Raw genomic sequence first — 22,436 nt, 5'->3', positions numbered from 1 at the left:
ATGACTTCCCGCGACGGCCAGTATGGTGGTGCGCGCCGCCGAACAGCCCGCGCGAGGTCGAGACGGGCGGCGGAGCCAACCGGGAGAACCTGCCTTGAGTCGTGAAACTGACAGTTCGTCCTCCGGGCCCCAGGGGCGCGGCGCAGCCGCCTACCCGTCCGGGACGCCTCCGTACGGCACGTCCGCGCAGGGCGCGGCGTCCGGGGACGCCGAACCGACACCGCCGGGCGACCAGGACGGCCCCAAGACCGAGACGACCCTGACCACCCGGATCCGGATCAACATCCCGGGCTCCCGCCCGATCCCGCCGGTCGTGATGCGTACGCCGATGAGCGACGTCGACGGCGGTGGTTCCGGTGGCGCCGGTGGTTCTGGTGGTGCCGCCGGGCCCCAGGGTGCGGACCCGGGCCGCGGTCCCGCCCCGCAGGCGCCGGCCGCCGATGTCCGTCCTCCCGCGTCCGCCGGTGCGCCGGCCGACGCCCCGCAGCCGGGCGCGCCCGGCGAGCCCGAGGAGAAGACCAGCGACTGGTTCGCGCCGCGCAAGACGGCCGCCGCCCCGCAGCGTCCGGACGCTCCGGCCCCCGGCACGGGTGCCCCGCAGCGCGGCACGTCCGCCGGTACCTCCGGCGGCTTCGACGTGTCCGGCGCCGTGGCGGCCGGACCGCTCGGCAGCGGCGCCCCGCAGGGCGCCAAGAGCGGGCCCTCGGGTCAGTCGGGTCCGGGCGCGGGAGACCGCGGCGACCTGCCGTACTTCTCCGCGAACGCGGGCGGGAACGGGAACGCGAGCGGCAACGCGCCGGGCGGCCCCGACGGCCCCCGCCGGCCGGACGCCCCGGGCCGCGGCCCGGCCGGTCCCGCCGGGCCCACCGGTGGCCCGGTCACCGGCGACGGCCCGATGCTGACGCCGCCGAGCGCGCCGAACCCGCTGGTGGGACCCGGCACCGGTGCCCCGACGCCGCCCCGGATGAGCGACGACACCGCGATCCTGACGCCCCAGATCCCCGCCCCCGAGCCCCCCGGCTCCGGTGGCAACGTCTCGGGCGACACGCTCACCAGCGGCATCCCGGTCGTCCCGCAGCCCGGCCAGGGCGCGGGCCCCGGCTCCCCGTTCCCGCCGCAGGGCCCGGGCGCCGGACCGGCCGCGCACACCGCGCCGAAGCTGCCGGATCCGGTGCAGAGCACCCCGGCCCCCGCAAAGAAGAAGAAGGGCCGCAGCAAGCTGGTCCTGCTCGGCGCGGGCGTCGTCGGCGTGGCCGGTGTCGCCTACGGCGCGGGCCTGCTGATGAACCACTCCGACGTCCCCAAGGGCACCACCGTCCTCGGCGTCGACATCGGCGGCGGCACCCGGGACGAGGCGGCCGCCAAGCTGGAGAGCACGCTCGGCAAGCGCACCGGCGACCCCCTGAAGCTGGAGGTCGACGGCAGGACCGTCGAGCTGAAGCCGGACCAGTCGGGCCTCTCGCTGGACAGCGCGGCCACCGTCTCGAACGCCGCGGGCAGCGACTACAACCCGGTCTCGGTGATCGGCTCGCTCTTCGGCAACCAGAGGGTCGTCCAGCCGGTCATGCCCGTCGACGAGGAGAAGCTGCACGCGGCCCTCCAGGACGCGGCGGGCGGTGGCGCCGCCTCCGGCGACGGCACGATCAAGTTCGTTCCCGGCAAGGCCGTCGCGGTCTACGGCAAGGCGGGCAAGGGCATCGACGTCGACCAGTCGGCGGGCGCGGTCGCGGAGGCGTACCGGGCGCACGTCGAGACCGGCAAGGACGCGCCGGTCCGGGTCGCGACCTCGACCCAGCAGCCGACGGTCTCGAACGCCGAGGTCGACCGGAAGATGAAGCAGTTCGCCGAGCCGGCGATGTCCGCCAACGTGACCATCACGGCGGGCGGCAAGCAGATCGACTTCGGCCCCGCCATCTCCCTGCCGAAGGTGCTCGGCATGAAGGCGGTCGACGGCAAGCTCGTCGAGACGTACAACCTGGCGGCGCTCAAGACGCTCTACGGCAACACCTTCGACGGCGTCCTGATCACCCGCGGCACCGGCAAGAAGACGGCGGTCCAGCCGACCGACGTCGCCCAGGCCATGGGCAAGGCGCTGCTGGGCAAGAGCAAGGCCGAGCGCACCGTGGACATCCCCACGAACGCCGGCTAGCCGCCCCCACCGCACGACCCGCGCGTCCCGCATGACATCTGTCATGCGGGACGCGCGACACGTGGCACTGCCGTACCGGGCCGCCGAACGGCGACGATGGCGTCATGAACTCAGACGCAGCGGTCACCTTCACCGGGGTGACGAAGACGTACGGCACCGTGCGGGCCGTCGACGGGCTCAGCCTCGCGCTGCACCCCGGCGAGACCGTCGCTCTGCTCGGCCCGAACGGCGCCGGCAAGTCCACCACCCTCGACCTGCTCCTCGGCCTGCGCCCCGCCGACACCGGTGACGTGCGGGTCTTCGGCCTCAGCCCGCGCGACGCGATCGTGCGCGGCCGGGTCGGCGCCATGCTGCAGAGCGGCGGCCTGATGGACGAGGTGACCGTCCGTGAGCTCGTCCAGCTCGCGGTGGCCCTGCACCCGAAGCCGTACACGACCGATGACGTCCTGAGCCGGGCCGGTGTCACCCAGATCGCCGACCGCAAGGTCAACAAGCTCTCCGGCGGCCAGGAGCAGCGCGTCCGCTTCGCCCTCGCCACCGCGGGCGACAGCGATCTGATCGTCCTCGACGAGCCGACGACCGGCATGGACGTGTCGGCCCGCCAGGCGTTCTGGGCGACCATGCGCGAACCGGCCGACCAGGGCCGCACCGTTCTGTTCGCCACGCACTACCTGGAGGAGGCGGACGCGATCGCTGACCGCGTCCTGGTGCTGCACCGCGGCCGCCTGCTCGCCGACGGCACCGCCGCCGAGATCAAGGCCAAGGCGGGCGCCCGGAAGGTCTCCTTCGACCTGGAGGGCCCCATCGACGAGGCGGCCGTCCGCGCCCTGCCGTTCCTGACCGCCGTCGACGTGTCGGGCCAGACGGTCCGCATCCAGTCCACCGACGCCGACGCGACCGTGCACGCCCTGTACGGGCTCGGCGTCTACCCCCGCAATCTGGAGGTCGCCGGGCTCGGCCTGGAGCAGGCCTTCGTCGCCATCACCGAGGCCGAGGAGGCCAAGTCGCGATGAACAGCCTGATCAGACTGGAACTCGTGCGCGCCCTGCGCAACAGGAAGTTCCTCTTCTTCTCGGTGATCTACCCCTCGGTCCTGTTCCTGCTCATCGCGGGCCAGGCCGACAGCAAGGACATCGTCGACGGCACGGGACTGAGCCTGCCCGCGTTCATGATGGTCTCCATGGCGTCCTTCGGCGCGCTCACCGCGGTCCTGATGGGCAACAGCGAGCGCATCGCCAAGGAGCGCGAGAGCGGTTGGGTACGGCAGTTGCGGCTCACGACGCTGCCGGGCCGCGGCTATGTGCTCGCCAAGACCGCGAGCGCCGCCGTCGTCTCGCTCCCGTCCATCGTGATCGTCTTCGTCGTCGCCGCGGTCTTCAAGGACGTACGGTTCGACGCCTGGCAGTGGGCCGCGCTGACCGGCGCGATCTGGGCCGGCAGCCTCTGCTTCGCCGCGCTCGGGGTGGCCATCGGCTACATCGCGAGCGGCGACGCCGTCCGCCCGATCACGATGATCACCTACTTCGGCCTGTCCATCCTGGGCGGCCTGTGGATGCCCACCACGACGTTCCCGCAGTGGCTGCAGGACATCGCCAAGTGGCTGCCCACGCACGCCTACGCCGCCCTCGGCCAGGCCATCGAGCTGGGCGACGCCCCGCACGCCAAGGACGTCGCGCTGATCGTCGCCTACTTCCTGCTCTTCGCGGGCGGCGCGGCGTACCTGTACCGGAAGGACACGTTGAAGGCGTGAGCACCGAGACCGAGGGCGCGGGCCGGGCCCCCGCGGTCGGCCGGCCGCCGGAGAGCCGCCGCGAGTTCTCCGTGAAGCTCCTGTGGATCGCCATGTGGCTGGCCTTCCTCGGGAGCCCGGTCGCGGATCTCGCCCAGGGACACCACAGCGCGGCGGCCACCACCCTCGGCTGCCTGGGGCTCGCGGTGTTCGTGGCCGCGTACATCGGTCTCGTGATGCGGCAGACGGGCCGCCCGCTCGGCCAGTTCGCGGCCCGCGCCTGCCTGACCGTGCTGCCCGTCCTCGCCGTCGTCCTCTCCCTCACGCTCGGGCCCGAGTGGCTGGTCCTGTTCGTCTACGTGTCCGTGGCCCTCGGCGCGGTCCTGCCGCTGCGCCACTCCCGGCTCGCGATCGTCGCGGCGACGGCCGTCATGGTCGGCGTCGGCCTGCTGCGCCACACCGAACCGCAGTACTGGCTCGTCATCCCGTCGCTGCTCGGCGGCTTCTCCATGATCGGCGTACGGGAACTGGTGCGGACCACCAGGGAGTTGCGGGAGGCGCGGGCGCAGGTCGCGCAGCTCGCCGCCAACGAGGAGCGGCTGCGGCTCGCCCGCGACCTGCACGACCTCCTCGGGCACTCGCTCTCCCTGATCACCCTGAAGAGCGAACTGGCGGGCCGGATGCTCCCCGACCACCCCGACAAGGCGGCCGGCCAGGTCGCCGACATCGAGAAGGTCAGCCGCCAGGCCCTCGTCGACGTGCGCGAGGCCGTCACCGGCTACCGGCGGCCGCGCCTGTCCGCCGAACTCGCCGGGGCCCAGGTCGCGCTGACGGCGGCGGGCATCGAGGCGACGGTGCCCGCCGGGGCGCCCGCCCTGCCCGAGGCCCAGGAGACGGCGCTCGCCTGGTCGCTGCGCGAGGCCGTCACCAACGTCGTACGGCACAGTGGCGCCCGCCGCTGCGCCGTCGCCGTCACCCGCCGCGAGACCCTGGACGGCCCGGTCGTCGAGCTGACCGTGGAGGACGACGGCGCGGGCCCCGCGGGTCCGTCCGCCGGGAACGGCCTGACCGGCCTCGCCGAACGCCTCGCCGCGGCCGGCGGCTCCCTGGACGCGGGGGCGGCAGCGGGGCGCGGGTTCCGCCTGGTGGCCCGGGTCCCGGCGGGCTCCGTAGGATCCGCCGCATGACCACCCCGATCAAGGTGCTGCTCGCCGAGGACCAGTCGATGGTCCGCGAGGCCCTCGCGGCGCTGCTCGGCCTGGAACCCGACATCGACGTCGTCGCCCAGGTGGCGCGCGGCGACGAGGTGGTCGCGGCGGCCCGCGAGCACGCGGTGGACGTGGCGCTGCTCGACATCGAGATGCCGGGCTGCACGGGCATCGAGGCCGCCGCCCGGCTGACGCGCGAGCAGCCCGGGGTGAAGGTGGTCGTCCTGACCACGTTCGGCCGCCCCGGCTACCTGCGCAGCGCCATGGAGGCGGGCGCCCACGCGTTCCTGGTCAAGGACGCCCCCGCCGCCCAGCTCGCGGCGGCCGTGCGCACGGTCCTCGCCGGTGAACGCGTCATCGACCCGACGCTCGCCGCGGCGGCCCTGGCCGAGGGCGCGAACCCGCTCACGGACCGGGAGCGCGAGGTGCTCCGCGCGGCCTCCGACGGCCGCACCAACGCCGAACTGGCCCGCTCGCTGAACCTCTCCCAGGGCACGGTCCGCAACTACCTCTCGGTCGCCATCCAGAAACTGGCGGTTCGCAACAAGGCGGAGGCGGTACGGGTGGCCGAGGAGAAGGGCTGGCTGTAGCCCCGTGCGGGGCGCGGCTCAGTTCAGCATCGCCCGAGCCGCCCGGGCCTGTCCCAGCACCGTCTCGGCGGCGCGGGCGTCCACGGCTCCCACCACCTCGGCATAGGCCTCCAACTCGGTGGCCCCGCCCACATAGTCCCCGCGCTGCACCAGCAACTGGGCCCGCTCGTACCGCAACCGCGCCGGATGCGAAGGCAGCAGCAGCGACAGCTCCACGGCCCAGAGCGACACGTCGGACCGCTCCGGCCGCGTCGCCGCCCACGCCCGTACGTTGTTCAGGATCCGCAGCACGACCTCCAGCGGGTCGGCGGGCCGCAGCATCGAGGCGTCCAGCGGCGCCCCGGTGGCCCCGGCCACCAGCAGCTCCGCGTCGGACCCGGTCAGCACCCGCCCGCCGTCGAACGGATCGGCGAGCACCTGCTGCTCCAGCGGCCCGAACCCGACCACGAAGTGCCCCGGCAGGGCCACGCCGTACACCGGCGCCCCGGCCCGCCGGGCCACCTCCATCCACACCACCGACAGCAGGATCGGCAGCCCGCGCCGACGCCGTACGACCTCGTGCAGCAGCGACGACTCCAGCCGCTGGTAGTCGCCCGGCACCCCGTGGAACCCGAGCTGTGCCCCGAGCAGTTCGGCCAGCGCCGTCGCCCAGGCCCGCGGGCCGCCCGGCCGGAACGGCAGCCGCCCGGCCAGCTCGTCCAGCTCGATCTCCACGGCGTCCGTCCCGGCGTCGTCGAGCTTGCCGTCCGCCTCCGCGGCGAGCAGCAGACACAACCGCGCGAGATCGGGCCGCTCGGCCCGCGCCTCCTCGGCGAACCGGCGCCGGAGTTCGGTGGAACGGGGGGACAGGTGCGGGGACATACGTGCCTCGTGCCCTTTCAGGCCGATCGATTAGCGGGCGCGGCGGTGGACAGAACCGCCGACCCCGTCCTGGTGCTCCGGTGCACGGTAGTAGCGGTAGGTGTGATGCGTGGCGAAACCCATGCGGTCGTAGAGCGCGCGCGCCCCCTCGTTGTCCGCCTCCACCTGGAGCCAGGCCGCCGACGCACCCTCGTCGAGGGCCTGCCGCGCGAGCGCCGTCATGATCTTCGTGGCGAGCCCGCGGCGCCGCTGGGCAGGGTCGACCTCCACGGCACCGAACCCGGCCCACCGCCCGTCGACCACGCACCGGCCGATCGCCGCGGGCACCCCGCCCTCGCCCGGCACGGTCGCGAACCACACCGACGGTCCGGCGCACAGCACCTGGAGAGCGACCTCGCTCGCCCCCTTGCGCTGGTAGCGGTCGAGCCATGCGGCCGACGGCCGCCGCGCCAGCACCACCTCGGCGCCGGGATCGGGCTGGTCCCCGACCGGCGCGAGCGCGGCGGTCCGCACCTCGGTCGGCGACTCGTCCGTCCAGCCGCGGGCGGCCAGTTCGGCGCAGAGCAGTTCCTGCGTCCCTTCGGCGCCGGTCGCCGCCTGCGCGTAGACGGGCAGCTCCCGGGCCGCGTACCACCGGTGGACGTGGGCCAGCGCCTCGTCGAGCGGAACGCCCGGGTCGCCCACGGGCAGCACGGAATTGGCCCGCTTGGTGTATCCGTCGGCGGCCCGCAGCCGCCATTCGCCCAGCTGTTGGCTCTCCAGCGGCTGCCAGGCCCGCGCGCCGACGTGCGCCAGCTCGGCGAAGGTCGCGGCGGGACCCCGGCGGCGGGCCGGTTCGGCGGGCACCACCTTCCCGGCGACCAGTGCGGACTCCTCGATCGTGACCCGTTCGCCGCCTCTTCGTGTGATGAGCAGCACACCGCTGTTCCACGATGTGAGAACGCCGACGGTGTCGGTGAATTTCCGACCCGCGGGTCCGTCCTCGCTCACCCGTCGTACAGAGACGCGTTTTCCCACGTCATCGCCCGAGATGCGGACTTCGAGCCGTCCGCCAGCAGTGAATTCCACAGCTAGGCCCACCCCTCCTGTTCGGATCATGGCCGGGAACGGAGATACTAGGTGCGGGCATCGACGACGCCGCGCTCCCGCGCGCCAGGCGGCGGAGCCTGCGGAGGCCCGCCAGCGCCCTATCGAGGAGGAACGACAGCGTGACCTACGTCATCGCGCAGCCTTGTGTCGACGTCAAGGACAAGGCGTGCATCGAGGAGTGCCCGGTCGACTGCATCTACGAGGGCTCCCGGTCCTTGTACATCCACCCGGACGAATGCGTCGACTGTGGTGCTTGTGAGCCGGTCTGTCCGGTCGAGGCGATCTTCTACGAGGACGACACTCCGGAGGAGTGGAAGGACTACTACAAGGCGAACGTCGAGTTCTTCGACGAGCTCGGTTCGCCCGGTGGTGCCTCGAAGATGGGCCTGATCGAGAAGGACCACCCGTTCATCGCCGCTCTGCCGCCGCAGAACCAGTAACCGCGCGAGCGGTACGCACAGGCGCTGCCCCGGTCCCGTACGGCTTCCACTGCCGTACGGGACCGAGGCGTTTGTCCACCATTTTCGTGAAAGAAGTGAGCTGACAGGTGTCCGCAGTCCCGGCCCCCATCGACCGCATTCCGACCTTCCCCTGGGACAAGCTGGAGCCGTACAAGAAGACGGCCGCGGCGCACCCGGGCGGCATCGTCGACCTGTCCGTCGGCACGCCCGTCGACCCGGTGCCCGAGCTGATCCAGAAGGCCCTGATCGGCGCCGCGGACTCGCCCGGCTACCCCACGGTCTGGGGCACGCCCCAGCTGCGCGACGCCCTGGTCTCCTGGTGCGAGAGCCGGCTCGGCGCCCGCGGTCTGACCCACCACAACGTGCTGCCGGTCGTCGGCTCCAAGGAGCTGGTGGCCTGGCTCCCGACGCAGCTGGGCCTCGGCCCCGGCGACAAGGTCGCCTACCCGCGCCTGGCCTACCCGACGTACGAGGTCGGCGCCCGGCTGGCCCGCGCGGAGTACGTCTCCTACGACGACCCGACCGAGCTGGACCCCACGGGCATCAAGCTCCTGTGGCTCAACTCCCCGTCGAACCCGACGGGCCGCGTGCTGTCCAAGGACGAGCTGACCCGCATCGTGGCCTGGGCCCGCGAGCACGGCATCCTCATCTTCTCGGACGAGTGCTACATCGAGCTGGGCTGGGAGGCCGACCCGGTCTCGGTCCTGCACCCGGACGTCAACGGCGGCTCGTACGAGGGTCTGGTCACCGTCCACTCGCTGTCCAAGCGCTCGAACCTGGCCGGGTACCGGGCGGCGTTCCTCGCCGGTGACGCGGCGGTCCTCGACCCGCTGCTCCAGATCCGCAAACACGGCGGCATGATGACCTCCGCCCCGACGCAGGCGGCCGTCGTCGCCGCGCTCGGCGACGAGAGCCACGTCCACGAGCAGCGCGCCCGTTACGCGGCCCGCCGCGAACTGCTGCGAGAGGCGCTGCTGAAGCACGGCTTCCGCATCGAGCACAGCGAGGCCAGCCTGTACCTGTGGGCGACGCGCGGGGAGTCCTGCTGGGACACCGTCGCCCATCTCGCGGAGCTGGGCATCCTGGTGGCGCCCGGCGACTTCTACGGCGAGGCGGGGGCCACCTTCGTCCGCGTCGCCCTGACGGCGTCCGACGAGCGGATCCGGGCGGCCGTGGACCGGCTCGCCTGACGGTCCCCGACCGCGACGAAGGGGCGCCCCGGAGCTGACACAGCGTCCGGGGCGCCCCTTCGTCATCGGCGCGCGACTCAGCCGAGCGGCAGGCTCTGGACCGGGAGGGACTCGGTCGGCAGGCCGCCCTTGGTCAGGGAGTCGGTGGGCAGGCCGCCCTTGGTGGCGGTCCCCGCGGTGTCGCCGACCACGTCACCGGTGCTGCCGGCCAGGTCGCCCGCGGCCTTCTGCGCCGCCGGGGTGGCGGTCTTGGCACCCTTGCCGACCGTCTTGCCGGCCGCCGGAACGGCCTTCTTCACGGCCTTGCTCCCGGTGTCGCCGGCCATGCCGGTGGCGTTCTGGGTCGCTCCGTCGACGGTGTTGCCCAGGTTCGCGCCGTCCAGCGCGGTCACGCCACCGAGGTCGGGCGTGGCCGGCAGTTCGGCAGCGCTCACGGAACCGGCCGCACCGACCACGGGTGCCGCTCCCGCCGCAAGGAGCAGCGCGGCACGGGCGATCCGACGGGTCAGGGGGAGGGACATGATGCTCCTTAGACGGGAGAGAACGTTTGGTGCCCGGTCACCGTGCGGCGCCTGTTGCCGTGCGGCGGTCGGACGCTCAGACAACAGGCCGACGCCCCGGGAAGGTTGCGGGTCGGCAACGTAAAGGGTTGGTAATGCGTCGCATTATCTGCCGCGGATAAAAACGGGCAAACGCCGCCGTCGGTGCGGGCCCGAAAACCGCCGGAAGCCCCTTGTCCCAAGGGGATCGGGGCCCGCGCCGAGGTGCGCCCGCGAGTGTGTTCCCTACGCATGCCGGACGAGTCCCGCGTGCCCCTATCGGGTGACGGTCCGCACTACTGCCCAGTGGTGATTCGGACCTCGTCGACGGCCGCGCGCCGTGACGGCTCCGGCGGATTCTGTGCCGTGCGCCACTTCTGCCCGCTCTCCCCGGCGGTCCACTCCCGGCCCGCGTAGGAGACCTGTTCGATGTGCAACGCGGACGAGTTGGCCACCGCCCACTGCGCCAGCTCCCAGCCGCGCTGCCGCTCCGCCGCTCCGGCGGACGCCGGGACGGTGGGCACGGGGACCCGCAGCGCGTTCCTGCCCGCGGGGCGCGGGGCCACCTCCCGGCCGAAGTCGCGTACGAGCGCCGCGTCCACCCCCGCCGGATCTCCGGCCCGCGTCGCCTCGGCGCCGCTCGGCCGGCCCTCGCAGGTCAGCGAGGCGGCGGCCCGCCCGGTCAGGGCGGCGGCGAGCAGGGTGGCATCCGGCTCGTGCTTCGCGTACGCCTGCGGAAAGCCGCTGCGCTGCACGCGCTGGGCGGCCACGGTCAGCGGCAGCCGCGAGTAGCCCGGGACCTTCTCCAGGCGCGCGTAGAACCGCTCCGCCGCGTACACCGGGTCCATGATCTGCTTCCGGGTGCCCCAGCCCTCGGAGGGGCGCTGCTGGAACAGGCCGAGCGAATCCCGGTCGCCGTAGCGGATGTTGCGCAGGCCGGACTCCTGGAGGGCGGTCGCCAGCGCGATGGTGACGGCGCGCTCGGGCATGCCGCGCGAGGTGCCCACCGCCGAGATCGTCGCCGCGTTGACCGCCTGCTCGGACGTGAACCCGTAGGAGCTCCCGCCGCCGTGGGCCGCCGTCACCGTGCACCGTGGCGCGGGGCGGCCGCCGGTGGCGTACTGCGCGGCCACGTAACCGGCCACGGCGAGCAGCACGACGACCGACGCGCCGATCCTCGGAAGGCGGCCGCGCCGCACGGGAGTGGGGGGCCCAGGCACGCGACCAAGGTACTGGAGTCCACCGACAGGACGGGCGGCGGCGGCCGGGCGCCGCCCGTCTAGGATCGGCGCCATGGATCGCACGCTTGACCTCACCCAGGACGCCGCCCGCCTCACCGCCCAGCTGGTCGACTTCGCCTCTCCCAGCGGCAGCGAGAAAGAGCTCGCGGACGCCGTCGAGGAGGCCCTGCGCGCCCTGCCGCACCTCACCGTCGACCGGTACGGCAACAACGTGGTCGCGCGCACGGACCTGGGCCGCTCCGAGCGGATCATCCTGGCCGGCCACATCGACACGGTCCCGATCGCGGACAACGTCCCCTCGCGCCTCGACGAGGACGGCGTCACCCTGTGGGGCTGCGGCACCAGCGACATGAAGTCCGGCGTCGCGGTCCAGCTCCGGATCGCGCAGACCGTCACCGAGCCCAACCGCGACCTCACCTTCGTCTTCTACGACAACGAAGAGGTCGCCGCACACCTCAACGGCCTCGGGCATGTGGCCGACGCCCACCCCGACTGGCTGGAGGGCGACTTCGCGATCCTCCTGGAGGGCACCGAGGGCCTGGTCGAGGGCGGCTGCCAGGGCACGCTGCGCGTCATCCTGAAGGTCTCGGGCGAACGGGCGCACTCCGCGCGCGCGTGGATGGGCAAGAACGCCATCCACGCCGCGTCCCCCATCCTGGAGCGCCTCGCCGCCTACGAGCCGCGCAAGCCGGTCGTCGACGGCCTGGAGTTCCACGAGGGCCTGAACGCCGTCGCCATCGAGGGCGGGCTCGCCAAGAACGTCATCCCCGACGCCTGCGCCGTCACGGTCAACTTCCGCTACGCCCCGGACCGTTCCACGGAGGAGGCCGAGCGGTTCGTCCGGGACTTCTTCGCCGGCTGCCCCATCGACGAGTTCATCGTCGACGACCACACCGGCGGCGCCCGGCCCGGCCTCACACACCCCGCGGCGGCCGCCTTCCTGGCCGCCGTCGGCGGCGAGGCACGCCCGAAGTTCGGCTGGACCGACGTCTCCCGGTTCAGCGCCCTGGGCGTCCCCGCGGTCAACTACGGACCGGGCAACCCGATCTACGCCCACAAGATCGACGAGCGGGTGGACACCCGGCTGATCCTGGAGGCGGAGAAGGTCCTCGCCGCCTGGCTCACCGCTCCCTGATACGCCGGGGTCCCTCGCATGTAACCCGCGTAGACCTACCCTTGCTCTACGTAAGTGCGTGATGACTGCGCAGGAAGGGAGCGGACAATGAGCAACCCCGAGGGCACGCGACGTCCCAAGGAGCAGCGGACGGGCCCGGTGGTCCGCCGTCGTGACCAGGTCCAGCCCGGGACGAGCGACCAGCGTCTGCTCGACACGGAGGGCCCGTCGGGCTGGGTGCACACGGACCCCTGGCGGGTCCTGCGCATCCAGTCCGAGTTCATCGAGGGCTTCGGCACGCTCGCCGAACTGCCGCCCGCGATCAGTGTGTTCGGCTCCGCCCGCACACCGCAGGACTCACCGGAGTACGCGGCGGGCGTCGAGATCGGCAAGGCCCTGGTGGAGGCCGGCTTCGCGGTCATCACCGGCGGCGGACCCGGCGCCATGCAGGCCGCCAACCAGGGCGCCGTGGAGGCCAAGGGCATCTCGGTCGGCCTCGGCATCGAACTGCCCTTCGAGCAAGGGCTCAACCAGTACGTCGACCTCGGCCTGAACTTCCGCTACTTCTTCGTGCGGAAGACGATGTTCGTGAAGTACGCCCAAGGGTTCGTCGTCCTGCCCGGCGGGCTCGGCACCCTGGACGAGCTGTTCGAGGCGCTCACCCTCGTCCAGACCACCAAGGTGACGCGCTTCCCGATCGTCCTGTTCGGCACGCAGTACTGGAGCGGGCTCGTCGACTGGCTGAAGAACACGGTCATCGCGCAGGGCAAGGCCAGCGAGGCCGACCTGCTGCTGTTCCACGTCACGGACGACGTGGAGGAGGCCATCACGCTGGTCACCAAGGAGACCGGCAAGTAGACCGCTCGCGCGCGTGGTCAGGCCAGTCCCCGGCGGGCGACCGCCGGGGGCCGGTGACCCGCGATGGACGCCACCATGTCCAGAACCTGCCGCGTCTCCGCGACCTCGTGCACCCGGTAGACCTGCGCGCCCAGCCACGCCGAGACCGCCGTCGTCGCGAGCGTCCCGACGACGCGCTCCTTGACCGGCTTGTCGAGCGTCTCGCCCACGAAGTCCTTGTTGGACAGCGACACCAGCACCGGCCAGCCCGTCTCCACCATCTCCGGAAGCCGCCGCGTCGCCTCCAGCGAGTGGCGGGTGTTCTTGCCGAAGTCGTGGCCCGGGTCGATCAGCACCGACTCGCGCGGCACGCCGAGCGCCACCGCCCGCTCCGCGTAGGACACCGTCACGTCGAGGATGTCCGCCATCACGTCGTCGTAACGGACCCGGTGCGGCCGCGTACGGGGCTCCGCGCCGCCCGCGTGCGTGCACACGAGGCCCACCCCGTGGCGCCCCGCGACCGCCGCCAGCTTCGGGTCTACGCCGCCCCACGCGTCGTTGAGCAGATCCGCGCCCGCCTCGCACACGGCCTCGCCGACCTCGTGCCGCCAGGTGTCGACGCTGATGATCACGTCGGGGAAGCGCCGCCGCACCTCCGCCACGAAACCGACGGTGCGCCGCGCCTCCTCGGCCGCGTCGACCTCCTCGCCGGGACCGGCCTTCACCCCGCCGATGTCGACGATCAGGGCGCCCTCGGCGACGGCCTGCTCGACCCGCGCGAGCGCGGGCTCGTCCCGGAACGTGGCGCCCTGGTCGTAGAAGGAGTCGGGGGTCCGGTTCACGATCGCCATGATCACCGGTTCGTGCGCGGCGAACTCGTGCCGGCCCAGCCTGAGCATCCCTGTGACTCTCCTCTGGATCCCACTGCAATCACGTATCAACGGTCGCCTGCGACCTTAACCGTCGGTGCGGCATGGCACGATCGGACCCTGACGGTTTCGGGCTGCGTGAAGACCGGCCCGGTCGAGCCAGGGGACGGCACAGATGGTCATGTTCTTGTTTCTGGTCGCCGCGCTCGTCGTGGTGGTCGCGGCGGTGACGCTCGCGATCGTCGGCGGGGGCGACGGCGGCACACTGCGCGACGAACCGTCCCAGTTCTACGCGGACCCGCTGCCGCACGACCGCCCGGTCGGCCCGGCCGACGTGGACGCGCTGCGGCTGCCGACCGCCGTGCGCGGCTACCGCATGGCGGAGGTCGACGACGCGCTGAACCGGCTCGGCGCGGAGCTCGCCGAGCGGGACGCCCGCATCACCGAGCTGGAGTCGGCGCTCGCCACCGCCCACACGCAGGCACGGCACCAGCCGTTCGACGGCCGGCCCGACAGCGGCTTCGCCCCGCCCGGCGGCTACCTGGACGAGACGGGGGAGGGCCTGCGATGAGCGAGCCGACCGGCGCCGCGATCCCCGGCCCCGACGGCAGACCGCGCTGCCCCTGGGGCCTGTCGACCGAGGACTACGTCGCGTACCACGACACGGAGTGGGGCCGCCCGGTCCACGGCGACGACGCGCTCTTCGAGCGGCTCAGCCTGGAGGCCTTCCAGTCCGGTCTTTCCTGGATCACGATCCTGCGCCGCCGCGAGACCTTCCGCACCGCCTTCGCCCACTTCAAGATCGCGGATGTCGCCGCCTTCACGGACGCCGACCGCGAGCGCCTGCTGGCCGACCCCGGCATCATCCGCAACAGGGCGAAGGTCGACGCCACGCTGGCGAACGCGCGCGTGCTCGCCGACTGGCCCGCCGGCGACCTCGACCGCCTCATCTGGTCCTTCGCGCCCGACGCCGCCGGGCGTCCGGCCCCCCGGCTGCTCTCCGACGTACCGGCGAGCACCGACGCGTCGAAGGCCCTGTCCAAGGAGCTGAAGAGGCGGGGCCTGCGCTTCGTCGGCCCCACCACGGCGTACGCGCTGATGCAGGCCTGCGGGCTGGTCAACGACCACCTGGCCGACTGCGTCGCCCGCACGGCTGCCGGGAGTTCCGGGAGTTAGCGGCCGAGGTACTTCGGCTTCTCCTTGGCGATGAAGGCCTTGACCGCGATGGCGTGGTCCTCGGAGGAGCCGGCCCGCGCCTGGAGCTCGTCCTCCTTCTCGAGGGCCTCGTCGAGGGAGTGGTCGGCGGCGAACGCGACCGACTCCTTGAGCGCGGCGTAGGCGACGGTCGGCCCGGACGCCAGCAGCAGCGCCAGCTTGCGGGCGGTCTCCGCCAGCTCGGCGGCGGGCACGATCTTGTTGACGGCGCCGATCTCGAAGGCCTCGTGCGCCGTGATGGTGCGCGGGAACAGCAGCAGATCGGTGGCGCGCCCGGGGCCGATCAGCCGGGGCAGCGTCCACGACACGCCGGAGTCGGCGGTGAGCGCGACCCCCGCGAACGAGGTGTTGAACGAGGCCGTGTCCGCGACGATCCGGTAGTCCGCGCAGAGCGCGAACCCGAACCCGGCACCGGCCGCCACGCCGTTGACCGCCGCCACGACCGGCTTCGGCATCCGGGTCAGCGCCCGGACGATCGGGTTGTAGTGCTCGTGCACCGTGCTCATGGTGCCGCCCTCACCCGCCTCCCGGTCCGCCAGCAGCGACCCGATGTGCTCCTTGAGGTCCTGGCCCACGCAGAACGCCCGGTCGCCGGCCGCGGTGAGCAGCACCGCCCGCACCGCGGGGTCGGCGGCGGCGGCCTGGACCGCGTCGCGGAGGGCGACCTTGGCCTCGGTGTTCATCGCGTTCATCGCCTCGGGGCGGTTCAGCGTGATCGTCGCGAGCCCGTCGCTCACCTCGTAGAGCACGGCGTCGGCCATGGGAGCCTCCTATGCGGTTGCTTAGTCGTCCGTGCACAGCATGACGGAGATCACGACCCGCGGAACGCCCCCGGCATGTGACCTGCGTCAAACAATTCCGTCACGGAAGAGGCGCGAGAGCGGCGTAGTATCGCAGCCACATCCCCGAATTGAGTGGTTTTGCTCAAGCGCGTTGCGCAAGCGATGCCTGCCGATGTTGGTCATCGGGTCCTGCGATGCGGGATAATGGCCTAGAAGCAATGTGTTCGATGCCGGTGAGGAGTGCCCGTTCAGGGGGCCGTCGGCGCTGATGTGAGCTGGTTTCAGGAAGGGGAACGAGCATGGCGGCCATGAAGCCGCGAACGGGTGACGGCCCGCTCGAGGTGACCAAGGAGGGGCGGGGCATCGTCATGCGCGTTCCGCTCGAAGGCGGCGGTCGGCTCGTGGTCGAGCTGACGCCGGACGAGGCAGACGCCCTCGGCGACGCCCTGAAGAAGGTCGTCGGCTGACGCGAAAGCGACCATACCTTTTCGACCGCCCTGGCACACATCCGGTGCCAGGGCGGTCGTGTTTCCGCAGGTCAAAGGTGCTGCCAGGGGTACGGTGCGCTGTCGTCGCGGAGGCGCGGAAGCCCCGCCAGGGGCGCGGGGAACGGCGCGACCGGCCACGACGGACGGACGGCCGCGAGACGGCTCGGCCGGCCGCCGCCTAGCGCTTCACGGCGCAGAGCAACCCGTCCCCGACGGGCAGGAGCGAAGGCACCAGGACGGAAGACTCCCGCACGGCCCGCAACAGCTCCCGCAACCGCACGACCTCCACCGGCTGCGGCCCCGAGTCCACGGTCCGCCCATCGGCGAAGACCCCCTCGAAACAGACCAGACCACCCGGCCGCAGCAGCCGCAACGATTCGGCGAGATACTCCAGCGACTCCATCCGGTCCCCGTCGCAGAAGACGAGGTCGTACCCGCTGTCGGCGAGCCGCGGCAGCACGTCGAGCGCCCGCCCCGGAATGAACCGGGCCCGGTTGCTGGCGAAGCCGGCCGCGCGGAACGCCTGCCGCGCGAACTGCTGCCGCTCCGGCTCCGGATCCACCGTGGTCAGCACGCCGTCGGGCCGCATGCCGTGCAGCAGATGGATTCCGGACACGCCGGTGCCCGTACCGATCTCGGCGACGGCCTTGGCCCCGACGGTGGCGGCGAGCATCCCCAGGGCCGCGCCCGCGCCGGGTGACACCGAGCGCAGCCCCGCGTCCCGGGCCCGGTCCCGGGCCCAGCGCAGTGCGTCGTCCTCGGCGACAAAGGCGTCGGCGAACGCCCAACTCGTCTGCCGGTTGCCGGTAATGGCCCTCTCCTGTCCCCGTGGTTGCCTGCGCGTGACTTTATCCGTTGGTGGCGGGAACTCGCAGATGGGACCGGGCGTTTACGAGGGCAGGGGGAAAGAGCAGGGCGAAGCGGGGGAGAGCGGGATGGCGACAGCGACAGAACGGGTGGCCGCGAGGCGCCCGGCAAATCTGAGTAAAAACGCTTATCCGGAGCTAACGGGCGAGGTGGCTATGGTAGGGGCTCCACTGGACACCACCAGAGCCGACAGGGGAGGTGCGGCTGCGCCTGTGGATCGGGGAGGAGTGCTGCGGCGCTTTCTCAGGTCGGCGGGTGAGCCGAAATCTGTGACCAACACCGCTGACCGATTCCGCACCACTGACTCCGCGCAGCAGACCGCGACCTTTGCCGCTGACGCGGAATCCCAGGCGTGGACTCCGCCCACATGGGAGGAGATCGTCAGCACGCACAGCGGCCGGGTGTACCGGCTCGCCTACCGCCTGACCGGCAATCAGCACGACGCCGAAGATCTCACCCAGGAGGTCTTCGTCCGCGTCTTCCGCTCCCTGTCGACGTACACGCCCGGCACGTTCGAGGGCTGGCTGCACCGCATCACGACGAACCTGTTCCTGGACATGGTCCGTCGCAAGCAGCGCATCCGCTTCGACTCCCTGGGCGACGACGCCGCCGAGCGCCTGCCCAGCCGCGAGCCTTCCCCGCAGCAGGTCTTCAACGACGCGCACTTCGACGCCGACGTGCAGCAGGCCCTGGACACCCTGGCGCCCGAGTTCCGCGCCGCCGTCGTCCTGTGCGACATCGAGGGCCTGTCGTACGAGGAGATCGCCGCGACCCTCGGCGTGAAGCTGGGCACGGTCCGCAGCCGTATCCACCGTGGCCGTTCACAGCTGCGCAAGGCCCTGCAGCACCGTTCTCCGGAGGCCCGCAAGGAGCGCCGCACGCTCGCGACGGCGACGACGGGGGCGATCCCTGTCCTAGGAACAGGGGGCGCGATCGCGTGAGTGGATCACGTCTCAATCCTGCCGACCGCCAGCTGACCGCAGCCGACCAGCACCTCGGAGACCGCCTGGCCGCCTTCGTGGACGGTGAGCTGGACCACGACGCGCGCGAGCGCGTCCTCGCCCACCTGGCGACCTGTGCCCGGTGCAAGGACGAGGCCGACGCGCAGCGCCGCGTCAAGAGCGTCTTCGCCGAGGTGGCCCCGCCGCCGCCCAGCGACAGTTTCCTCGCCCGCCTGCAAGGCCTCCCCGCCGGCGGCGACCGGGACGACGACGGGACACCGTTCGGCGGCGCCGGCTTCGGCACGGGCCGAGCCTTCGGCAACGTCCGAGGCCTGGGCAACGGCGTGTTCGACGTCGACTCCGAGCCCTTCGGCTACGCCCCGTCCGGCGCCCATGCCGCCGTGCTCCCTCCCCAGCACGGCTTCCGCATCCACGAGGTGAACCGCGACCGGCACGACAGCGACCGGGCCTCGCGCGGGCGCCGCTTCGCGTTCGCCGCGGCCGGGGCGGTCTCGCTCGCCGCGATCGCGCTGGGCGGCGTCACGTCCGGCGTCCCCTCGGACACCTCCGACGCCCGCGGCACGGGGGGCGGCGGCAACAGCAATGCCACGCCCCTGCGCAGCCAGGCGGCCGGTGCCGCGTCCACGCCCGAGGCCCAGCGCCGCAGGTCGCTCTCCCCGCTGCTCGGCCAGAGCGGTGGCGCCCTCGCCGCACCGGTCTCCTCGACGGGGTCGGGCGCCCCGCTGCTGCCGGGGGGTGGCCACGCGGACAGCGCCAGCTATCCGTTCTCCACCCCGATGCTCTCCGCGGCGGCCCGCATGACTCCCCTCATACGTCCCGCCGCCACCGTCCCCGTGGTCTCCCTCGCTCTGAACCCGCACACGTCGTCCGAAGTGACCGGCATCGACGCGTCCGGGCAGTCGAGCCTCGCCGCGCCCCCGACCGCCCTGCCGACGGTCTCCTCCCGGCCGTCGTCCGCCCGCTGAGCCTGCCTGACCACCCTTCGCCGGACCCGTCGAACCTGGTTGAATCCAGGTGAGGCCGCGTCCCGGGTATCGCCCCGGGCCGCGCGGACGGGAGCCCGCGGTGACGTGCCGCGGGCCGGGCGCGGGGAGAACAGCGGGACATGGACGAGGGCAAGCCCACGAAGGCCAAGTGGTGGAGCCGCCCCCGACCGGACACGGGGCGCCCGGCGGACGACGACGGCGACTGGCATCTGCCGGCACCCGCGGCGCCCCTCGGCGGTGAGCCCGAAGCCCTCGCCGTGGAAGCGGACGACGGGACGAACCGGTCCATCGGGTCCGGCCGAACCGACGACACCGTCTCCCCGGGCGATCAAGAGGCCCCGCAGCCCTCTCACGCCCCTGGGACGCCGGTGGACGCCGCCCCGGCGGTCCCCGCTCCGGACGCCGTCGAGCCCCGCCCCGAGCCTCTTCCCGAGCCCCTTCCCGACCCCCGGGGCGACCGGGTCACGGACGTGCCGTACGGGGCGCCGGGACCCTGGGCGCCCGCACCGCCGGTTCAGCACCCGGGGCTGGCCGCGGCGGCTCCACCGTCGCCGTACCCGGGGCCGGCCGCGCCCTGGCAGCGGTACGACCCCTGGGCCGGGCCCGTCTCGCTGTCCCAGAGCGGCGGGCCCGTCGGGGAGCGGCCGCGGCGCGGGCGGCGCGGCCTGGTGCTCGGCGCCGTACTGATCGCGCTGGTCTCCGGCGGAATCGGCGGCGCCATCGGCTCGTACCTGGAGCGCAACGGCGGGACGGACATCGAACTCCCGCAGGCGGGCGCCGAGTCCACCCACCGCGCACCCGACAGCGTCGCGGGCATCGCCGCGAGCGCGCTGCCCGGCGTCGTCACCATCCACACCAAGGGATCGTCGGAGCAGGGCACCGGTACCGGCTTCGTGCTCGACGACCGCGGCCACATCCTCACCAACAACCACGTCGTGGATCCGGCAGGCACCGGCGGTGAGATATCGGTCACGTTCGCCGGAGGGGAGAGCGCCCGCGCCGAGGTCGTCGGGCACGACACCGGCTACGACCTCGCCGTCATCAGGGTCGACCACGTGCGCGGCCTCAAGCCGCTGCCGCTCGGCAACTCCGAGAGCGTGCAGGTCGGCGATCCGGTCGTGGCCATCGGCGCCCCCTTCGACCTCGCCAACACGGTCACCGCCGGCATCATCAGCGCCAAGGACCGGCCGATCACGGCGGGCGGCGAGAAGGGCGACGGCAGCGACGTCAGCTACGTCGACGCGCTGCAGACCGACGCGCCCATAAACCCGGGCAACTCCGGCGGCCCGCTGGTCGACTCCAAGGCCCGCGTCATCGGTGTCAACAGCGCCATCCGCTCCGCCGACGGCGGCTCGGAACTGGACGGCGGCCAGTCCGGCTCCATCGGCCTCGGCTTCGCCATCCCGATCAACCAGGCCAAGCGCGTCGCCGAGGAGCTGATCAACACTGGCAAGGCCACCCACCCGGTCATCGGCGTCACCCTGGACATGGACTACACGGGCGACGGCGCGCGCGTGGGCACCAAGGGCAACAGCGGCGGCTCGTCCGTCAGCCCCGGCGGGCCGGGGGCCAGGGCCGGGATCCGGCCGCTCGACGTGATCACCGCGGTGGGCGGGGTCCGCGTCCACTCCGGCGAGGAACTGATCGTCAAGATCCGCTCCCACCGCCCCGAGGACAGACTGGTTCTCACGGTCGAACGGGACGGAAAGGAGCGGGAGGTGTCCCTGGTCCTCGGTTCGGCCGACGGCAACTGACAGGCCGCCGACCGGTCAAGTCCCGGCACAGATGATCCCGGACGTAGCCCAGTGGCTACCAAATAGACAGGTACGCCGGGTACCGTGGACCGGTCCCCTGCCGGACCCTGCCGAAGACCTGCTACTGAAGACCGCCGCGGGCCGAGGACACGCTAGGAGTGCAAGGTGTTCAACGACATTGGCCTACCGGAGGTCATAGCGCTTGTTGTGCTGGCCGTCCTCGTGTTCGGCCCCGACAAGCTGCCACAGGTCATCCAGGATGTCGCGCGCACCATCCGCAAGATCCGTGATTTCTCGGACAATGCCAAGCAGGACATCCGCAATGAACTGGGTCCGGAGTTCAAGGACTTCGAATTCGAGGACCTGAACCCCAAGACGTTCATCCGCAAGCAGCTGGACAGCGATGAGCTGGGGCTCAAGGAGATCCGCAACGGCTTCGACCTGAAGAAGGAAATGGCCGAGGTCGGCGACGCCGTGCAGACGGTCGGTGACGTGCGCGACGACGCCTCGTCGTCCTCCTCCAGCACCTCCACCGGCCGGATCAGCATGACCAAGGGCCCTGACCTGGAGAAGCGCTCCGAGTCGGCGGAGCAGCCGGCCAAGCCGACGCCGCCGCCCTTCGACAGCGACGCGACCTGAACCACACCACTCGAAACCGGGCCCTGTGGACCCGGTGTGGCATCCTGCCTTGTTGTTGCGCGGACCGGACGTGAGGACGCCCGAGGGGGGCGGGCCGCTCCGGTCCGTAACTGAGCGAGGAGGCGGCCGGGTACATGGAGACGACGAGTCGGGTGGGCGCGCAGGCGCCGGCCACCGAGGGGGCCGGTCAGGTTCCCGGGGCCCGGCGTACGGTCGACGGATACCTGCTGGCGTCCTTCCCGTGGTACGGCCTCGACGAGGCCTTCACGGGACCGCGTTGGCTGATGCAGGTCGGCACCACGGCGGACGGGTCCGTCGAGCACGGCTCGATCGGACACGGTGACGAGCCCTCCGTACGCAGTGAAGGAACCTTCCACGGGGACGCCGCCGAGCGGTTCGCGGTCGTGGTGACCATCGCCGCCAATCCCGTACGGCGCAGCGCCGACGGCACGGGCGTGCTGGAGGCGACGTCCGTCTCCTCGGCGGCCTGGCTCGCCGGGGTGGGGCTGCTGTCGTACACCTGGCCGGGGCAGATGGACCACACGCTCCGGGACGACTGGCTGGAGCAGCAGACCGAGACGGCGTGGGTCCTCGCGGACGATCTTCGGTCGTCGGACTGGGCCGTGCTGTCGTTGCCGGTCGACGGAGTGCCGACCGAGTTCCACTACCGTGAGTCCGAGTACGGCTGGGTTCTTGCCGGGTCGACGCAGGCCGGGGTCCATCTCGGTGCCTACGGGCGCGGGATGAGCGCCTACGGCCTGGGCTTCTCCGTGGTGAAGGACATCGCCGAGTACGCCTAGACCGTGGCTGGTCGCGCAGTTCCCCGCGCCCCCTGGGCGAGCGAAGCTCGCTTCAGGGGCGCGGGG

General features: G+C 72.5%; 24 protein-coding genes. 17 read left to right on the top strand and 7 right to left on the bottom strand.

The features are described 5' to 3' along the window. Window positions 1–94: 94 nt before the first annotated feature. From ABT127_RS13610 to ABT127_RS13590, 5 genes are all read left to right on the top strand, one after another. Entirely contained in the window at window positions 95–2,149 is a 2,055-nt protein-coding gene (locus tag ABT127_RS13610; protein ID WP_351448387.1) for a hypothetical protein, read from the top strand. A gap of 104 nt (window positions 2,150–2,253) precedes the next feature. Further along, window positions 2,254–3,162, top strand: a complete 909-nt coding sequence (locus ABT127_RS13605) for an ABC transporter ATP-binding protein (RefSeq protein WP_351448384.1) — start codon at window positions 2,254–2,256, stop codon at window positions 3,160–3,162. Beyond that, a complete protein-coding gene (locus ABT127_RS13600) occupies window positions 3,159–3,899 on the top strand; it encodes an ABC transporter permease (RefSeq protein ID WP_351448381.1) in 741 nt (246 codons plus the stop codon). The genes ABT127_RS13605 and ABT127_RS13600 overlap by 4 nt, the downstream gene beginning before the upstream one ends. Next, complete coding sequence (locus ABT127_RS13595; protein ID WP_502971697.1) at window positions 3,896–5,065, top strand: sensor histidine kinase; 1,170 nt, start codon at window positions 3,896–3,898, stop codon at window positions 5,063–5,065. Before ABT127_RS13600 ends, ABT127_RS13595 begins: the two co-directional genes overlap by 4 nt. After that, window positions 5,062–5,676 carry a response regulator transcription factor gene (locus tag ABT127_RS13590; protein ID WP_351448378.1) on the top strand — a complete coding sequence of 205 codons (615 nt, stop codon included), beginning with the start codon at window positions 5,062–5,064 and terminating at the stop codon, window positions 5,674–5,676. Before ABT127_RS13595 ends, ABT127_RS13590 begins: the two co-directional genes overlap by 4 nt. Before the next feature lie 18 nt (window positions 5,677–5,694). On the opposite strand, the gene ABT127_RS13585 is transcribed toward ABT127_RS13590, so the two are convergent. Together ABT127_RS13585 and ABT127_RS13580 are read right to left on the bottom strand one after the other, a co-directional pair. Next, window positions 5,695–6,537, bottom strand: a complete 843-nt coding sequence (locus ABT127_RS13585) for a transglutaminase-like and tetratricopeptide repeat-containing protein (RefSeq protein ID WP_351448375.1) — start codon at window positions 6,535–6,537, stop codon at window positions 5,695–5,697. A gap of 30 nt (window positions 6,538–6,567) precedes the next feature. Beyond that, on the bottom strand, window positions 6,568–7,605 hold the full coding sequence (locus ABT127_RS13580) for a GNAT family N-acetyltransferase (protein WP_351448372.1): 1,038 nt from the start codon (window positions 7,603–7,605) through the stop codon (window positions 6,568–6,570). Between the two features lie 140 nt (window positions 7,606–7,745). Between ABT127_RS13580 and fdxA the strand changes: the two genes are divergently transcribed. Together fdxA and ABT127_RS13570 are read left to right on the top strand one after the other, a co-directional pair. After that, window positions 7,746–8,066 (top strand): ferredoxin, encoded by a 321-nt coding sequence (gene fdxA, locus ABT127_RS13575; RefSeq protein ID WP_111666449.1) that lies wholly within the window; start codon window positions 7,746–7,748, stop codon window positions 8,064–8,066. Between the two features lie 107 nt (window positions 8,067–8,173). Next, the gene (locus ABT127_RS13570; RefSeq protein WP_351448368.1) at window positions 8,174–9,277 is read left to right on the top strand and encodes a bifunctional succinyldiaminopimelate transaminase/glutamate-prephenate aminotransferase; all 1,104 of its coding nucleotides are present in this window, start codon (window positions 8,174–8,176) and stop codon (window positions 9,275–9,277) included. Between the two features lie 77 nt (window positions 9,278–9,354). Here the strand turns inward: ABT127_RS13570 and ABT127_RS13565 are convergent, their stop codons facing one another. Next, a complete protein-coding gene (locus tag ABT127_RS13565; protein WP_351448366.1) occupies window positions 9,355–9,798 on the bottom strand; it encodes an ATP-binding protein in 444 nt (147 codons plus the stop codon). Between the two features lie 314 nt (window positions 9,799–10,112). Further along, entirely contained in the window at window positions 10,113–11,036 is a 924-nt protein-coding gene (locus tag ABT127_RS13560; RefSeq protein ID WP_351448363.1) for a VldE C-terminal domain-containing protein, read from the bottom strand. Between the two features lie 73 nt (window positions 11,037–11,109). Between ABT127_RS13560 and dapE the strand changes: the two genes are divergently transcribed. Both dapE and ABT127_RS13550 read left to right on the top strand, forming a co-directional pair. After that, window positions 11,110–12,192: a succinyl-diaminopimelate desuccinylase gene (gene dapE / locus ABT127_RS13555; protein WP_351448360.1), complete on the top strand. Its 1,083-nt coding sequence runs from the start codon at window positions 11,110–11,112 to the stop codon at window positions 12,190–12,192. Between the two features lie 87 nt (window positions 12,193–12,279). Beyond that, entirely contained in the window at window positions 12,280–13,029 is a 750-nt protein-coding gene (locus ABT127_RS13550; protein ID WP_111666445.1) for an LOG family protein, read from the top strand. Between the two features lie 17 nt (window positions 13,030–13,046). On the opposite strand, the gene folP is transcribed toward ABT127_RS13550, so the two are convergent. Beyond that, the gene (gene folP, locus ABT127_RS13545) at window positions 13,047–13,907 is read right to left on the bottom strand and encodes a dihydropteroate synthase (protein ID WP_351448356.1); all 861 of its coding nucleotides are present in this window, start codon (window positions 13,905–13,907) and stop codon (window positions 13,047–13,049) included. Window positions 13,908–14,052: 145 nt separating this feature from the next. Between folP and ABT127_RS13540 the strand changes: the two genes are divergently transcribed. Together ABT127_RS13540 and ABT127_RS13535 are read left to right on the top strand one after the other, a co-directional pair. Further along, window positions 14,053–14,448 carry a DivIVA domain-containing protein gene (locus ABT127_RS13540; RefSeq protein WP_351448353.1) on the top strand — a complete coding sequence of 132 codons (396 nt, stop codon included), beginning with the start codon at window positions 14,053–14,055 and terminating at the stop codon, window positions 14,446–14,448. After that, entirely contained in the window at window positions 14,445–15,053 is a 609-nt protein-coding gene (locus ABT127_RS13535; protein ID WP_351448350.1) for a DNA-3-methyladenine glycosylase I, read from the top strand. The genes ABT127_RS13540 and ABT127_RS13535 overlap by 4 nt, the downstream gene beginning before the upstream one ends. Here ABT127_RS13535 and chcB read toward each other — a convergent pair. Beyond that, window positions 15,050–15,853 carry a 2-cyclohexenylcarbonyl CoA isomerase gene (chcB, locus tag ABT127_RS13530; RefSeq protein ID WP_351448349.1) on the bottom strand — a complete coding sequence of 268 codons (804 nt, stop codon included), beginning with the start codon at window positions 15,851–15,853 and terminating at the stop codon, window positions 15,050–15,052. The genes ABT127_RS13535 and chcB overlap by 4 nt on opposite strands. A gap of 320 nt (window positions 15,854–16,173) precedes the next feature. Between chcB and ABT127_RS13525 the strand changes: the two genes are divergently transcribed. Further along, entirely contained in the window at window positions 16,174–16,341 is a 168-nt protein-coding gene (locus tag ABT127_RS13525) for a DUF3117 domain-containing protein (protein ID WP_003966491.1), read from the top strand. 199 nt (window positions 16,342–16,540) lie between these two features. Here the strand turns inward: ABT127_RS13525 and ABT127_RS13520 are convergent, their stop codons facing one another. Beyond that, on the bottom strand, window positions 16,541–17,239 hold the full coding sequence (locus ABT127_RS13520; protein ID WP_351449064.1) for an O-methyltransferase: 699 nt from the start codon (window positions 17,237–17,239) through the stop codon (window positions 16,541–16,543). A gap of 145 nt (window positions 17,240–17,384) precedes the next feature. Here ABT127_RS13520 and sigE point away from each other — a divergent pair, with 145 nt between their 5' ends. The 5 genes from sigE (at window position 17,385) to ABT127_RS13495 (ending at window position 22,370) form a co-directional block, all read left to right on the top strand. Further along, entirely contained in the window at window positions 17,385–18,170 is a 786-nt protein-coding gene (gene sigE, locus ABT127_RS13515) for an RNA polymerase sigma factor SigE (RefSeq protein WP_351449061.1), read from the top strand. Beyond that, entirely contained in the window at window positions 18,167–19,156 is a 990-nt protein-coding gene (locus ABT127_RS13510; RefSeq protein ID WP_351448346.1) for an anti-sigma factor family protein, read from the top strand. Before sigE ends, ABT127_RS13510 begins: the two co-directional genes overlap by 4 nt. Window positions 19,157–19,296: 140 nt before the next feature. Then, window positions 19,297–20,931: a S1C family serine protease gene (locus ABT127_RS13505; protein ID WP_351448344.1), complete on the top strand. Its 1,635-nt coding sequence runs from the start codon at window positions 19,297–19,299 to the stop codon at window positions 20,929–20,931. A 165-nt stretch (window positions 20,932–21,096) separates the two neighbouring features. Beyond that, window positions 21,097–21,570, top strand: coding sequence for a sec-independent translocase (locus tag ABT127_RS13500; RefSeq protein ID WP_351448341.1), 474 nt, complete (start codon window positions 21,097–21,099; stop codon window positions 21,568–21,570). A 134-nt stretch (window positions 21,571–21,704) separates the two neighbouring features. Then, window positions 21,705–22,370 carry a hypothetical protein gene (locus tag ABT127_RS13495; RefSeq protein ID WP_351448338.1) on the top strand — a complete coding sequence of 222 codons (666 nt, stop codon included), beginning with the start codon at window positions 21,705–21,707 and terminating at the stop codon, window positions 22,368–22,370. Window positions 22,371–22,436: the final 66 nt, after the last annotated feature.

Origin of the sequence: Streptomyces sp. NPDC001904 (assembly GCF_040297005.1) — a bacterium.
In the GTDB taxonomy this organism is placed as follows: Bacteria; Actinomycetota; Actinomycetes; order Streptomycetales; family Streptomycetaceae; genus Streptomyces.
Note: the sequence above shows the minus strand (reverse complement) of the source record. Positions and strands in the feature narration are given on the sequence as shown.